The 12,688-nt window shown below is 68.2% G+C and carries 15 protein-coding genes and 1 pseudogene; 9 read left to right on the plus strand and 7 right to left on the minus strand.

The features are described 5' to 3' along the window. Window positions 1-528, minus strand: a pseudogene (locus AC5Y3P_RS09075) (metallophosphoesterase); the annotation flags it as partial. 106 nt (window positions 529-634) lie between these two features. Further along, window positions 635-1,525 (minus strand): LLM class flavin-dependent oxidoreductase, encoded by an 891-nt coding sequence (locus AC5Y3P_RS09080; RefSeq protein ID WP_500045577.1) that lies wholly within the window; start codon window positions 1,523-1,525, stop codon window positions 635-637. Window positions 1,526-1,586: 61 nt separating this feature from the next. On the opposite strand from AC5Y3P_RS09080, the gene AC5Y3P_RS09085 reads away from it, so the two are divergent. Continuing rightward, window positions 1,587-3,026, plus strand: coding sequence for a serine hydrolase domain-containing protein (locus AC5Y3P_RS09085; protein ID WP_500045578.1), 1,440 nt, complete (start codon window positions 1,587-1,589; stop codon window positions 3,024-3,026). Window positions 3,027-3,301: 275 nt separating this feature from the next. Continuing rightward, the gene (locus AC5Y3P_RS09090) at window positions 3,302-4,075 is read left to right on the plus strand and encodes a DUF1684 domain-containing protein (protein WP_500045579.1); all 774 of its coding nucleotides are present in this window, start codon (window positions 3,302-3,304) and stop codon (window positions 4,073-4,075) included. Between the two features lie 57 nt (window positions 4,076-4,132). Here the strand turns inward: AC5Y3P_RS09090 and AC5Y3P_RS09095 are convergent, their stop codons facing one another. Further along, window positions 4,133-4,786 (minus strand): antibiotic biosynthesis monooxygenase, encoded by a 654-nt coding sequence (locus tag AC5Y3P_RS09095; RefSeq protein ID WP_500045580.1) that lies wholly within the window; start codon window positions 4,784-4,786, stop codon window positions 4,133-4,135. Window positions 4,787-4,929: 143 nt separating this feature from the next. Between AC5Y3P_RS09095 and AC5Y3P_RS09100 the strand changes: the two genes are divergently transcribed. Together AC5Y3P_RS09100 and AC5Y3P_RS09105 are read left to right on the plus strand one after the other, a co-directional pair. Continuing rightward, window positions 4,930-5,085, plus strand: coding sequence for a hypothetical protein (locus tag AC5Y3P_RS09100; RefSeq protein WP_500045581.1), 156 nt, complete (start codon window positions 4,930-4,932; stop codon window positions 5,083-5,085). Between the two features lie 290 nt (window positions 5,086-5,375). After that, complete coding sequence (locus AC5Y3P_RS09105) at window positions 5,376-5,600, plus strand: hypothetical protein (RefSeq protein WP_500045582.1); 225 nt, start codon at window positions 5,376-5,378, stop codon at window positions 5,598-5,600. 50 nt (window positions 5,601-5,650) lie between these two features. Here AC5Y3P_RS09105 and AC5Y3P_RS09110 read toward each other — a convergent pair whose 3' ends face one another. From AC5Y3P_RS09110 to AC5Y3P_RS09125, 4 genes are read right to left on the minus strand one after another with little or no spacing between them, the layout of a single operon-like run. After that, complete coding sequence (locus AC5Y3P_RS09110; RefSeq protein WP_500045583.1) at window positions 5,651-6,481, minus strand: glycosyltransferase family 2 protein; 831 nt, start codon at window positions 6,479-6,481, stop codon at window positions 5,651-5,653. Next, the gene (locus AC5Y3P_RS09115) at window positions 6,478-7,365 is read right to left on the minus strand and encodes a glycosyltransferase (protein ID WP_500045720.1); all 888 of its coding nucleotides are present in this window, start codon (window positions 7,363-7,365) and stop codon (window positions 6,478-6,480) included. The genes AC5Y3P_RS09110 and AC5Y3P_RS09115 overlap by 4 nt, the downstream gene beginning before the upstream one ends. Then, window positions 7,319-8,554, minus strand: a complete 1,236-nt coding sequence (locus AC5Y3P_RS09120; protein ID WP_500045584.1) for a glycosyltransferase — start codon at window positions 8,552-8,554, stop codon at window positions 7,319-7,321. The genes AC5Y3P_RS09115 and AC5Y3P_RS09120 overlap by 47 nt, the downstream gene beginning before the upstream one ends. After that, entirely contained in the window at window positions 8,551-9,618 is a 1,068-nt protein-coding gene (locus AC5Y3P_RS09125) for a glycosyltransferase family protein (protein ID WP_500045721.1), read from the minus strand. The genes AC5Y3P_RS09120 and AC5Y3P_RS09125 overlap by 4 nt, the downstream gene beginning before the upstream one ends. 266 nt (window positions 9,619-9,884) lie before the next feature. Between AC5Y3P_RS09125 and AC5Y3P_RS09130 the strand changes: the two genes are divergently transcribed. Genes AC5Y3P_RS09130 through surE form a run of 5 tightly spaced genes read left to right on the plus strand, consistent with a single transcriptional unit; the run spans window position 9,885 to window position 12,687 of the window. Further along, window positions 9,885-10,331: a DUF4189 domain-containing protein gene (locus AC5Y3P_RS09130; RefSeq protein ID WP_500045585.1), complete on the plus strand. Its 447-nt coding sequence runs from the start codon at window positions 9,885-9,887 to the stop codon at window positions 10,329-10,331. Between the two features lie 48 nt (window positions 10,332-10,379). Next, window positions 10,380-10,562 carry a hypothetical protein gene (locus AC5Y3P_RS09135; RefSeq protein WP_500045586.1) on the plus strand — a complete coding sequence of 61 codons (183 nt, stop codon included), beginning with the start codon at window positions 10,380-10,382 and terminating at the stop codon, window positions 10,560-10,562. 2 nt (window positions 10,563-10,564) lie between these two features. Then, window positions 10,565-10,816 carry a hypothetical protein gene (locus AC5Y3P_RS09140; protein WP_500045587.1) on the plus strand — a complete coding sequence of 84 codons (252 nt, stop codon included), beginning with the start codon at window positions 10,565-10,567 and terminating at the stop codon, window positions 10,814-10,816. 55 nt (window positions 10,817-10,871) lie between these two features. Beyond that, window positions 10,872-11,873 carry a 1-phosphofructokinase family hexose kinase gene (locus AC5Y3P_RS09145; RefSeq protein ID WP_500045588.1) on the plus strand — a complete coding sequence of 334 codons (1,002 nt, stop codon included), beginning with the start codon at window positions 10,872-10,874 and terminating at the stop codon, window positions 11,871-11,873. A gap of 31 nt (window positions 11,874-11,904) precedes the next feature. Further along, the gene (gene surE / locus AC5Y3P_RS09150; RefSeq protein WP_500045589.1) at window positions 11,905-12,687 is read left to right on the plus strand and encodes a 5'/3'-nucleotidase SurE; all 783 of its coding nucleotides are present in this window, start codon (window positions 11,905-11,907) and stop codon (window positions 12,685-12,687) included. Window position 12,688: the final 1 nt, after the last annotated feature.

A 12,688-nucleotide genomic window follows, 5' to 3' on the forward strand; every position in this document is an offset into this window, starting at 1 on the left:
CCGCCGCAGCCGCACCGGAACCTGCAGTAGGTCCGGGCGGCCCAGCGCGGTCACCGTGCCGGTCCCCACCAGCCCGACCGAAACCGCGCCGGCCGCGACCGCGCACGAACGGGCCAGGAACAGCCGGCGGTCCAACGACGGCGACCCTGCACCGCGCGGCTCTTCGGCGTCCGCGGTCTCGACCCGAGGTTCGTCGGCATGCTCAGCGACGGCGCCCCGCGCTGGTGCACGCCGGCGCTTGGTCCAGGGCCGCAGCACCAATCGCAGCGGTTCCAGCGCCAGCAGAGTCAGGAACAGGTACGCAACCAGGCCGAACCACAGATATCCCGGCCAGGCAATCCACCGCGTCGAGCTGATACCCAGCATCCGGGGCGCGACCAGTGCGGCGACCACCGCCGCGAACAGCACCAGCAACGCAGCGGTGCCGGCCCAGCGGGCCCGTCTCGTCGCCGTGGTGTCCCGAATCAGCCGCTTCCACAGGTACAGATGCAGCGCCGTCAGGATCGCCAGGACGATGACGAAGAACATGTCGCCTTACTTGGAGCGCACGCAACGCAGTCGGCATGAACACGCAGACCCGACGCAGGCCGGCGACGGCGACGGTGACGGCATGAGCACATCGTAGGACTCTGCTTCAAACGCGGGCGCGCGCCACCTCGTCACGCACCACCGGCACGACGTCCGCAACGAACCGCCGGGTTTGATCGACGTCGTCGTCATCGGTGGCGAAGATGAAGGTGTCCATGCCGGTATCCAGGACCAGCGACGTCAACGTCTGAGCCCAGCGTTCGGCGGGGCCGACGAACGGATCCGTTCCGGGCGCCTCGGTGATCTTGCCGAAGACGTTGTAGGCGCGGGTGATCGACGCCGGATCACGACCGGCTTCGGCGGCCCCGGCATCGATGAGACGTTGCATGCCCGGCAGCTTCTCGACAGGGAAATAGGTGTTCGACGGAACCCAGCCGTCGGCGTGACCACCCAGAAAACGCAACAGCTTCGGCCCGCCCACACCCAACCAGATCTGCATGTCGTGCACCGGTTGCGGGCCGGGATGCAGCCCGGCGAGCGAGTAGAACTCACCGTCGTACTTGACGGCGCGCTGCCCGGACCACATCAACCGGGTGACCGCGACGGCCTCCTGCAGCGCCTGCGCGGCCTGCTTCGGAGTGCGGCGCGGGCCACCCATCGCCACGATCGGATCCCAGAACGCGCCCGCGCCCAGTGCCAGCTCCACCCGGCCGCCGGACAGCAGATCCAGGCTGGCCGCGGTCTTGGCCATCACCGCCGGATTGCGCAACGGAACGTTGGCGACGTCGGGTACCACCCGAACCCGTTCGGTACGCAGCAACAGATCGGACATGAACGCCCAGGCGTCGAGGAACCGGCGCTGGTACGGATGGTCCTGCACGGCGATGAAATCCAGCGAATCATCGGCCAATTCGGCCAGCGCTCGGCTGTTCTCCAACAGATCGACCCGCGGCGTGACGAACACCCCGAACTGCAACTCCCGGCCATAGTCGGTCACCAGCAACCTCGATTCATCGGCCTGACCTTACGACGACAGTGGGTCCATTACCGTCGATCGGGTGAGCCTGTCCGGATCCCGCATCGCGCAGGTCTGCGCCGCCGGCATCGTGGTGCTCGGGGTGGCCGCGGCGCCGTCGTGCACCCAGCCGGCCGAAGCACCGCCGCCACCGGCCACCGACACCACGGCGGCCGCTTTGGCCCCGACCACCATTCGGCCCGCACCGTCCACGCCGGAAGTCGTCCCGATCGCCGACTTCGGGGCGGTCGCGCAGCTGGTCGATCAGGCGATCGCGGCGAACCGGCCACCCGGAGCGGTGGTGCTGATCGGGCACGACGGCAACGTGGTGTTCCGGGAGGCGTTCGGATCCCGCAAGCTCGACGGCGAACCAGGACTCGACGGCGCGCCGGCGCCGGCCGAGCCGATGACCGAGGACACCCTGTTCGACCTGGCGTCGCTGACCAAGAGCCTGACCACCGCAACCGCCGTCATGCAGCTCTATGAGCAGGGCCGACTCGAACTCGACGACCCGGTGCAGGACTATCTGCCGGAGTTCAACCCCACCGGCGATCCGCGCCGCGCGCAGGTGACGCTGCGCATGTTGCTCACGCACACCTCCGGGATCGCCGGTGATCTGAGCCTGGACGGGCCCTGGGGACTCGAGCGTGCCGACAAGGCCGAAGGCATTCACCGTGCGCTGGGGGCGTGGGTGGTGTATCCACCCGGCGAGCTGTTCCACTACTCCGACATCGGGTTCATCCTGCTGGGCGAGGTGATCGAACGGCTGACCGGCGAGCCGCTGGATGTCTACATGCAGAACAACATCTTCGACCCGCTCCAGATGGCCGACACCTACTACCTTCCGGCGACGGAGGCCTGCGGCCCGTACCGGACCGTCGGCAATGCGTTGTCCTTCGACGCCGATGCCGCCGTACCCGAACAGTGCCCGCCGGGCAGCTGGGACACCGACCTGTTGGCCCGGGTCGCGCCGACCGCGCTGGACGAAGACACCCCGGAGCTCAACCCGCACTTCGGGCAGCAGCTGCGCGGCACCGTGCACGACCCGACCGCCCGCCGGATGGGCGGCGTGGTCGGCAGCGCCGGGGTGTTCGCGACCGCACAAGACGTGGCCCGCTACGCCCAAGCGTTGCTGGATCGCCTCGCCGGCCGGCCCAGCCCGTTCCCGCTGCAGCAGGCGACCGCGGAGTTGATGACCACTCCGCAGCAGCCTGGCCACGACGGCTTGTCCGGAACCGATCTGCGGGGTTTGGGCTGGGACATCGACACCGCGCATTCCGGCGCGCGGGGCGAGATCTTCCCGGTCGGCAGTTTCGGGCACACCGGCTTCACCGGCACCACGCTGTGGATCGATCCGGGCTCGGATACCTTTGTGGTGGTGCTGGCCAACGTCATCCACGTGCGTGGCGGCCCGCCGATCATCTCGCTCAGCGGAGACATCGCCACCGCCGCCGCGCAAGCCTTGCATCTGTATGGAAGCTGAACCGCTGCCCGGTGCTTCCGATAGCACCAAATCTGTGCACGAATGTCACCGCTCAGCGCCAGCATTTGTAATGTGCACATGCCGGCGCTGAGCGGTGACATTCGTGCACAACCTCCTTGGTTCAGCAGCGACAACAGGTGGTCGCCGCAGCAGATTTCCGCTAGCAATTCGCCCGAGCGGCCAATCTCGGGGCTGCTGCACCCCAGCCTCCAAAGTCCCGACACGCTGCGACTCCGGCGACCATCATGGAGACAACTGCTCGGTGAGGAGTGCAGATGACCGACGGGTTCCAACAGTGGCAGGAGTTCCGGCGCGCCCGGGAAGCCGAGCTCCCCCAACCACGAGGCTGGTTGACGCTCACCGGATTTCATTGGCTGCCCGATCAGCCCACCGAACTCGAGGGACTACCGGGACGCTGGTCCAGCGACGGCGAGCACGCCTACCTCGACGCCGCACCGCAGGACGGGCTGACCGTCGACGGGAGCCTGGTCGACGGCCGCTCACGCAAGACTGTCGCCGAGACCAGCCGGGTGCCCTGGGCCGAACTCGGGGACACCGAGATCGAGCTGTTGCGCCGCGGCGGCCGGCTGGCCATCCGGTCCCGGGCCCAAACCTCGCCGGACCGCGAGAACTTCGCCGGGGTGCCCACCTTCGACTACGACCCGGCCTGGGTGATCCCGGCGACCTTCGAGCCCTACCCGCCCGGCCGCACCGTCGACGTCGCGACGCACAAACCCGAACTGCGTCAACAGTTGCCCGCCATGGGTGAGGTGGTGTTCAGCATCGACGGCCAACCGCAGCGACTGGTCGCCACCAACATCAAGACCGGTCTGAGCATCGAATTCCACGACCCCACCAACGGGATCGAAACCCCGGCGTGGCGCCAGCTCAAATTCGATGACCCGGCCCCGGACGGCAGTGTCGTGCTCGACTTCAACCTGACCATCAACATGTGGTTCGCGTTCACCGATCACGCCACCTGCCCGATGCCGGTCAGCGGCAACACCATCAGCATCGCGGTGCGGGCCGGCGAGAAGTCGCCACACTGACGCGATTTCGGTGCGCCCAGGTGCGCCAGGCGCCCCCAAACGCACCGAAATCCCACGTCATCGCTGCGCTTTGGGCACCAGGAACCACTTCATCAACTTGGTCAGCACCGGCGCGACCAGGAACGTCATGAACCCGACGATGAAGACCACGTTGATCGCGGTGATCAACAGATACGGCAGGCCGAGGTCGGCCCAGATCGGATTCAGGATCCAGTTGATCACCGACACCAGCGGCCAGATGCCCATCCAGGTCACCACCGCGGTCTTCCATTTCGGCGGGTGCATCGCGGCCGGCACCGATGGACCGATGAACCACTCCTCGAGCACGTCGAGGCGCCGATGCTCGGGTTCGCTTTCGGCGTGCTCGCGCATCCGGCCCAGGATCGCCTTCCGGTCGGCCGAGTTGTCCCAGCCCGTCAGGTCGGCCTCACTCGCGAAGTGCACCACCACCTGGTAGACCTCGCCGGCGTGTGCCGGCGGGATCAGTTCGGCACCCTGGAAACCGCGGTGTTGCTTCATCAGTGCGAACATCTCGCGGACGAGTTCTTCGTACTCCCGCTCGTGTCCCGGTATCGCCTTGCGGCGCGCGATGCGGGTGACGATCGAACTCGGCCCGCGCGACGGACTGGACAGCGGCGCCGGCACCGCGGAGGCTTTCGTGTCGCTGCGGCGGCGGGTGTTCGACGCGATCTTGGCCGGCGACGCGGCCAACCGGCAGTTCGCGGCCAGGTTGATCGCCGACCGCGCGCCGGCCGAACTGGCTGCCGTCGCTGCGCCTGCGCGCCGGCCAGTGGCGGGCCTGGCACGCCCAGACGCTCTGGGAAGACCACGCCGGCGCTCGCCACGGAGCCGCCGTGATCGCCGTGGACACCCCGGCGTCGTTCCTGATCGCCCACCCCACCGATCCGCATGCGGTGGATCTGATCGCGGTCCGGCCCGCTGACATCTGGCGGCTGCTGTTGCGGTTGAACCCGCCGCGCGAGCAGATCACCCCGACCGAGTTGCTCTGACGTCCGCGTCGGCTCTTTCCTCGATCAGCCGGTAGCCCGGCTGAACCCCCGCGCCGTTTTCTGCGGCGAATGCATCGTGCTCGGCGATTCCTGCTGTGTCCGACGGCGTTCATCGCAGCTAAACGTGGGCTGCATCACGTCTGAGCTTAATTGGAATGAATCCAGATAAAGCTGAGTTGAACGGTATGTACATCGGCAATCCCGGTAGTCATACCCGAGGCGGCGCATCTCCTGGCGAGCCAACTCAGGCACCGACCGGGCTCCGTTAGAGACGAAGGAAGGGCATGGAGATGAAGAAGATTGGTATTGCCACCGTCGCTGCGAGCGGGTTGATTGCCGGCCTGATCGGTCTGGCCGCCCCTGCGCAGGCTGCCGCCCCGGCCCTGAACTTGGCCGTCGACATCGCCACCGGCATCGACCGTCACCAGTGGTTGGACAACCAGCAGCAGCAGGTGAACGTACCCAAGGTCGACACCACGGTCCGGCACCACGGCCAGCGGTACGTCAACCCGTAACCACCGCAACGACTCTGGTCACTGAGGGGGTCCGGCTACGCCGGGCCCCCTCAACCGCGTCGGCATAGCCGAGGCGTTCCGTCGCGGTCACGTGTCACCAGACCTTGCTCGGCGAACGCCGACAGCCATCCCGCCATGGGCCAACTCTCCCAGCGCCGGTGGAAGATTCGGGAATTCCGCACGATGTCGTGCAGGTGCCGCACCGGCGGGTCGTCGACCGGATGGTACTGATGGAAGGCGTGCGCCCCACCCACCCAGAACATCGGGACGCCGGCTGACCGGGCAGACCAGGCGAAGTCGGTATCCTCGCCGCCGTAACCCTCGTACTCCTCACAGAAGCCGCCGATGCGCTCCCAGGTGGATCGGTGGACGGCAAACGACAGCGACCAGAACAATGCGTAATCGCTTGTCTGCATGCTGATGTCGGCCGGCGGCGTGGGCCGGGCCGGATGCGGGCAGACTTGGCAGTCCAGCCTGGCCAGGTCATACCCGCTGGGCGCGGGCGGGGGCAGATAGGTCACCGGTCCGCACAGCAGAGCATCGCGGCGGCCGAGGTGTTCGGCCGCGGCCCGGTAGCGCTCGAGCAGCCTGGTCGCGGGGATGCAGTCGACGTCGAGGAAGACCAACAGTTCGGCACCGGCCGCTATGGCGTGCCGCGCGCCGATATTTCGCGCTCGCGCCATCGGAAGGTGCACTCCTGCCGAGCACTCCACCACCGTCGCGGGGCGGCACTCGTCGTGCAGGACCGACGCGATCGCCGGGTCGTCGATCGCCACCACCAGGTACGCCTCCGGATGCAGGGTGCTGCGGGCGAGGCCACGAATTTGGTTGCGCAGGTGTAGATGCCGGCCGTGGACCGCAGTGATGACGGCAGTTCTCATGCGCGGGCCCGATCCTGGCGGCAGGCCGCCGCAGTGCGTTCGATCGCCCGGGCGGCCCGCGCGGCCGCGCCGGCCACCTGCCAACGACACCAGCCTTGCGGATCGGCCGCCCCGGCCCGACGAAGCAGCTCGGGCCACTGGTTCGGCCGGGGCCATCGGGGCGTGACGATCGCCAATCCATTGCCGCCCAACATCTTTGCGGTGGCGTGTTGTTCGGCGAAGGGGCGCTGTTGTGGGATGATCACGGCCGGGCGTCGGGCCGCGGCGATGTCGGCCACGCTGCTCTGGCCGGCATGGCTGATCACGACGTCGGCGTCGCACAGGTACGGCCAGGGATCGGCGCACCAGGTTCCCGATCCGCCGCCCAGCATCGTCGCACCCGGCACCGGAGCGCGCGCACCGAACTGATCGGCGGCACCGCCCAGACACAGCAGCCGCGGTTCATCGTGTGGACTCCGCGCGTTCGGCGGCCGGGGTCGGCTCTCGAAGCGGCTGATGCCGCCGACGTAGCTGGTCTTGTGGGCGTGTGGTTGCAACCACTGCGGAGTGTGCAACCGGGCCGGCCACGCGGCCAGTATGTGGTCGGCCGCTTGGTGCACCAGCACGTGCGGTGGATCTGTCCGTTCGCCCGGCAGCGCCACGACCACCGTAGGTATGCCCAAAAGCCGTACGAACAGCGCTATTTCGACTGATACGTCCACCACGACCGCTTCCGGTCGGGCGTCGGCCACCCACTGAGCCACGGTGTGCATCCGGGACCCGTAGCCGGCGTCGTGGTGCGGGGCCCAGTGCAGGGCGCCGTGTGCGGTGGGTTCGTGTACCCGGTCGGCGTCATCATCATGCGGAAGGTTGATGACCGAGGAGAACGGGTGCGGCTGCGGCACTTTCATCGAAGTCAGTGTTGTCACGGGCCGGTGTAGCTGGGCAGCGATGCTGAGGGCCCGGGCGAGATGGCCGTACCCTTGGTGGTGGATGTAGTAACCGATCGTCAGAGTCGCCTTTTACCGAGATTATCTGGCGGTAGCGGGTCAGGTAGGTCTGCAGCATCGCCTCGGCCGAGCAGCAGCGCACCGCGTGCTGGTGCACGGGCAGGCGCGCCAGTTGTGCGGCGACCGGAATCGCAGCGGCCAATGCGGCGACGTCGCCGACCGGCACCAGACAACCCGATTCCGCCGTGACGAGTTCAGGGATACCACCGCAACCGAAAGCGACAACCGGTGTGCCACAACTCATCGCCTCGGCGACCACCAAGCCGTACGGCTCGTCCCATACCGGTGTCACCAAGGCGACCGCGGAGGCCCCTACCAATTCGGCAAGCCGCCGTTGGGTGAGGTGTCCGACGTAGCGCACGTCCTGGCCGAGCTGCGGTTCGATGAACTCGGCGAAGTAGCGTGGATCTGAGATCGGGCCGGCCAACGTGATGTGGCGCCCGGCCCGGCGCGCCGCCGCGATTCCCAGATGCGGCGCCTTCTCCGCGGTGATGCGACCGAACCACACCACCGACGCACCTCCCGGACCCAGCGGCCAGCTTCGCGTGTCGATCCCGTTGCGTACCACCGCGAACGGTCCGCCGATCGGGTGCCAGGTGGCGGCGGTGTGCTCCGACACTGCCGCGAACCATGACCCGCGGCTACTGGACGCCTTGATCGCCGATTCCAGCCAGGGGGTCGGCGGCGTGTGCACGGTGGTCAGCATCGGCGTGCGCAGCGCCGGCGCCATCGCCACCGGCAGGTAATGCAGGCTGTGATTGTGAATGATGTCGAAGCTCTCGGCGAGCGGGCCGGCCAACTGCACCATCAGAGACAAGTAGGCATGGTGATCATCCATGAAACTGGTGGCCGGCATCGAGACGTCCGACCGCGCCTCCGGGCTCAGGTTCAGCTCGCACACCTCAAGGGCGGCACAGCCCAGCGCCGGATCCGACCCGGCTGCGGCGAACAACGTGACCTGATGACCGTGCGCGGCCAGTTCCCGGGCCAGCAGCCAGACGTGCGCCTCCAGACCGCCGGCGAACGGTTGCCGGATCGGGTGCCGGCAGGAGGCGATCAACGCGACGCGCAACGGCTGCGTCATCGCACCGCGGCTTCATACAAGACACGATGCGCCTCGGACAGCATCCGACGTTCGGCGCGGCGCTGCGCCCAGGTGGCGCGCGGAGCCGGCGTGCCGTCCGCCCACCGGGTGTAGGCGGTTGTGACCGCCGCGCGTAGTGAATCCGGGTCGAACTCATCCTCGGTGAGGGTGAAGACGCCGCACTCACGCTGCTCGGCGTAGAAGCCGCAGTTCGGGGCCAGCACTGCGGTTCCGAGATCGAAGCAGGCTTCCAGCCATCCCGAGTGGGTGCCGAACCGGTAGGGCAGCACCGAGACCGACAACCCGGCAAGGTACTCCCACAATTCGGCGTCGGAGAAGTACGGATGCACGCACACGTAGGTGTGTCGGTGGTGATCCAGCGCCAACACTTCGGCACCGAACGCGGGCGCATACCAGTGGCTCGCCGGATCGAAGACCTCGTCGTGAATGTCGATGCGTAGTGCGGCATCTGGCAATGCGTCGACGGTGTCGGCGAGGACCTCGAGCACCGGCAGCGGGTCCATGTTGGCGCGCCGGCTCTTGACGTGCACACCCACCACGAACCGGTCCGCACGGCGCCGGTCTGCTTCGATGTACTGGCGGGGCAACACGTGCGGATGCGGTAATACACAGGCCTGCTTGTCCCACCGCCGGCGGATCTCACTGGCGGCGCCCGGGGTCAGGGTGATCAGTGTGTCGGCGGCGGCGACCAGTACGTCTTGCTGCAGGATGTGCGTCTCGGGGTCGGTGTGATGTGGATTGCGCAGATCGCGGACCGTGTACACCAGCGGCTTGTCGTGAGCCTTCAACTCCTGCATGACCTCGGTGAGTACATCGGCGCCCACCGCATCGAAGCCGAAGTGCACGTGGAAGACGTCGAAGTCTTGATGGTTGGCGCTGACCCACCCGGGTTCGAGCATCAGCGGCGGCCACCACCCGCCAGGCACGGTCCGCCCGTCGGCGGGCTGCGGGTCAGCCAACCTGACCACCGCGTCGTCGCCGTCCGGATCGGCCAGGTGGCGCACGTAGACGTGCGAGGCGGGTACGGATGCAATGCGCAACAACGTTTCCTCCACCGAATGTGATTTAAACGCCGAAGGATCCCGCGGTCACCAGAAGTGCCGTCGCCGATCGGCTGCTGTGTCTCTACCTTCTGAAAGACGGGCACGCTGGCTATACCCCAGGTAGCGCAGCCCAAACGTGGCGTCGTCGTGGTGCCGGTCGGAGTCCCGCGGTCGGGAGTTCCCTCGCGACTCGAGCGGCGATGCGTTTGGACGTCCGGTCAGCGGGTAGCCCACGACGGACCCCAGTTCGCGACGAGAGGACCGTGATGGGCATCCGTTCGATTTCAACCCTGATGGCCGCCGGCGTGCTCGCCGCCGGACTGTCGGGAGGCGCCGCGTGGGCCGATCCGGCCGATGACCCGGGCACCGGCGATGACACCACCCAAGACAGCTACGTAGCCGTCGGCACCGGCACGTTCCGTGATTCGCTGTCCGGATATCAGGCCACCGGTGCCACCCGAGAGGAAGCCGCGGCCGCGGTGATCGCCGCCTGCGAGGCCGACGGCGGCCAGGACTGCACCAGTGACGCCGAGACCAACGACGCCGTCTGCATCGTCTCCGTCGCCGACGACGAGACCGATCGGGTCGCCGGCGGTGGCGGCCTCACCGTGGAAGATGCCCGAACCGATGCGCTGCGCCGCGCTGCCGAGAGCGGCAGCCCCTTCGGTCCGAACTCCGTCGTCGTCATTTCCGACTGCCCGCCAGCGGGTTGAGAGGAACACATGAAACACCCAGGTACGTCAACACTCTTGATTGCCGCAATGGCAGCGGCCGCGCTGGTTAGCGCGCCCGCGGCCGACGCGGAGCGGCGCTGCCAGGCGACTGGTGTCGCCACCACCACCTGCCAGACCAATGGCAGTGTGTCGATCAAGTCTCGTCCGTCGACCACCGCACCGCCGGCCAACCGGCCGGTGATCCCGTGGATCGGCGTCCCGGGGACCTGAGCATGGCGAAATCATCGGTGACCGGCCGCATCGACGACGTCGCCCCCGGTGACATCGTGACCCTGGACCGTGGCCAGGGTGACCGGCCGTACAAAGTCGTCCACAAAGAACCAGCCGAGTCCGGATTCATCGTCACCTTCGAAGGCAACGACGGCGAGACGTTCCAGCTCGACCTGCCCGAGGGTGCGCCCGTGCAGCGGTCACTGGAGGCCAAATGGGAGTCGGCGCAAAGTCCGACCCCGCACGCGGATTGACCCGACCGCTGAATACCCAGTGACGCCGAACGCCCGGAGTGGGTACTCCCCATCGATGACACCGAACAAACCCCGCAGCGGTCGGTCCCAAGACTCCGGCGACGCAGCCGATTCCAGCGTCGCCGACCGCGACGCCGTCGTCATCTTCGCGCCGATGCCGGTGCTCACGGTCACCGTCGAAGACCGTTCTGGTGAGGCCGACATCCACGTGCACGCCGGCGGACAGGGCGTCTGGCAGTCCCGGATGATGTCCTCGCTCGGCGTGCCGGTCGTGCTGTGCGCGGCACTCGGCGGTGAGACCGGCGAGGTGCTGAGCCATCTGCTGCCGGTGCCGGATGTCACGGTGCGGACCGTGCCGGTCAGCGCGCGCAACGGTGCCTACGTGCACGACCGCCGCAGCGGCGAGCGCGAGATCATCGCGGAATCCCCCGGCAGTCCGCTGGACCGCCACGAGCTCGACTCGCTCTACGAACTCACCTTGACCGAAGGCCTGACCCACGGGCGGGTGCTGCTTTCCGGGCCGCAGGACGACCGGGCGCTGCCCGCCGACCTGTACCGGCGGCTGTCCACCGATCTGGGCGCCAACGGCTGCAAAGTGTCCGCCGATCTCGCCGGTGACCGGCTTGAGGCGGTGCTCGCCGGTGGTCCGGACCTGATCAAGGTGAGTCACGAAGAGCTGCTGGCCGACAAGCGGGCGAAGTCCGACGAGGCCAAGGATCTGGTGGCCGCCATGCATGAACTGCGGGACGCCGGAGCCGACACCATCGTGGTGTCACGTTCCGGGGATGCGCCGGCGTTGGCCATGCTCGGTGGGCACGACGACACCGTCGTCGAAATCGTGATGCCCACGTTGGAGCCCGCCGACCCGGCCGGGGCCGGGGACTCCATGACCGCCGGCATCGTCGCCGCACTCGCCGGCGGCCGCGAACTGCACCAGGCCTTGCAGATCGGCGCGGCGTGCGGGGCGCTCAACGTGGTCCGACACGGACTGGGCACCGGCGGTGCCCGCGCGGTAGAGGCACTCGCCGAACGAGTTGAAGTGCGGCCATGGAAGTAAGCACCGGACGACAGACCAGGAGGAGCGACGCGTGCCACGCGCCTTGGTGACCAACGACGACGGGATCGACTCCCCCGGCCTGCACGCGCTGGCCGGCGCAGCCCTCGCGGCGGGGCTGGAGGTGGTCGTGGCAGCGCCGGCCGAACAGTCCAGTGGCGCCAGCGCCGCACTGAGCGCGGTCCGCCGGCAGGGCCGCACCATCGTCGAGCGGCGCGAACTGCCCGACCTGGACGGCATCGAGGCGTGGGCCGTTCAGGCCCAGCCCGGTCACATCGTGGTCGCCGCGCTCAACGGCTGGTTCGCCGAAAGACCGGACGTGGTGCTCTCCGGGATCAACAACGGCGCCAATGTCGGTCGCGCCGTGCTGCATTCGGGCACCGTCGGTGCCGCGCTCACCGCCAAGATCAGCGGAACCCGCGCGCTGGCGGTCTCCCTCGATGTGGCGCTGCACCCGACCGGCGAGCGCCACTGGGCCAGCGCGGCCGGGCTGCTCGCACCCGTGCTGGAGTTGTTGTTCGAGGCTCCCGAGGACACCGTCTTGTCGCTCAACGTGCCGGACCGACCGGCCGGCGAACTGGGGCCGATCCGGCAGGCGCGGTTGGCCCGGGGCGGAACTGTGCAGGCCCGGGTGGAGGAGATCAACGGTGGGACTCTGCGTCTGGCCGAGGTCGAGGTCTCCGATGAACCCGAACCCGGCACCGACAGCGCGTTGCTGGCGGCCGGGCATCCGACCCTGACCGCACTGCGGTCCGTCGACGCCGACGACGGTGAGCTGGTGCAGAACTGGCTGGCGTCGATGGCGCAGCAGCGCTGAG

This window comes from Mycobacterium sp. NGS45 (genome assembly GCF_059812645.1).

Excerpts from the sequence above, each read along its gene's own strand:
- AC5Y3P_RS09090 (WP_500045579.1), top strand. The coding sequence starts at position 3,302 with ATGACCGACGGGTTCCAACAGTGGCAGGAGTTCCGGCGCGCCCGGGAA.
- AC5Y3P_RS09105 (WP_500045582.1), top strand. The coding sequence starts at position 5,376 with ATGAAGAAGATTGGTATTGCCACCGTCGCTGCGAGCGGGTTGATTGCC.
- AC5Y3P_RS09110 (WP_500045583.1), bottom strand. The coding sequence starts at position 6,481 with ATGAGAACTGCCGTCATCACTGCGGTCCACGGCCGGCATCTACACCTG.
- AC5Y3P_RS09120 (WP_500045584.1), bottom strand. The coding sequence starts at position 8,554 with ATGACGCAGCCGTTGCGCGTCGCGTTGATCGCCTCCTGCCGGCACCCG.
- AC5Y3P_RS09130 (WP_500045585.1), top strand. The coding sequence starts at position 9,885 with ATGGGCATCCGTTCGATTTCAACCCTGATGGCCGCCGGCGTGCTCGCC.
- AC5Y3P_RS09135 (WP_500045586.1), top strand. The coding sequence starts at position 10,380 with ATGGCAGCGGCCGCGCTGGTTAGCGCGCCCGCGGCCGACGCGGAGCGG.
- AC5Y3P_RS09140 (WP_500045587.1), top strand. The coding sequence starts at position 10,565 with ATGGCGAAATCATCGGTGACCGGCCGCATCGACGACGTCGCCCCCGGT.
- AC5Y3P_RS09145 (WP_500045588.1), top strand. The coding sequence starts at position 10,872 with ATGACACCGAACAAACCCCGCAGCGGTCGGTCCCAAGACTCCGGCGAC.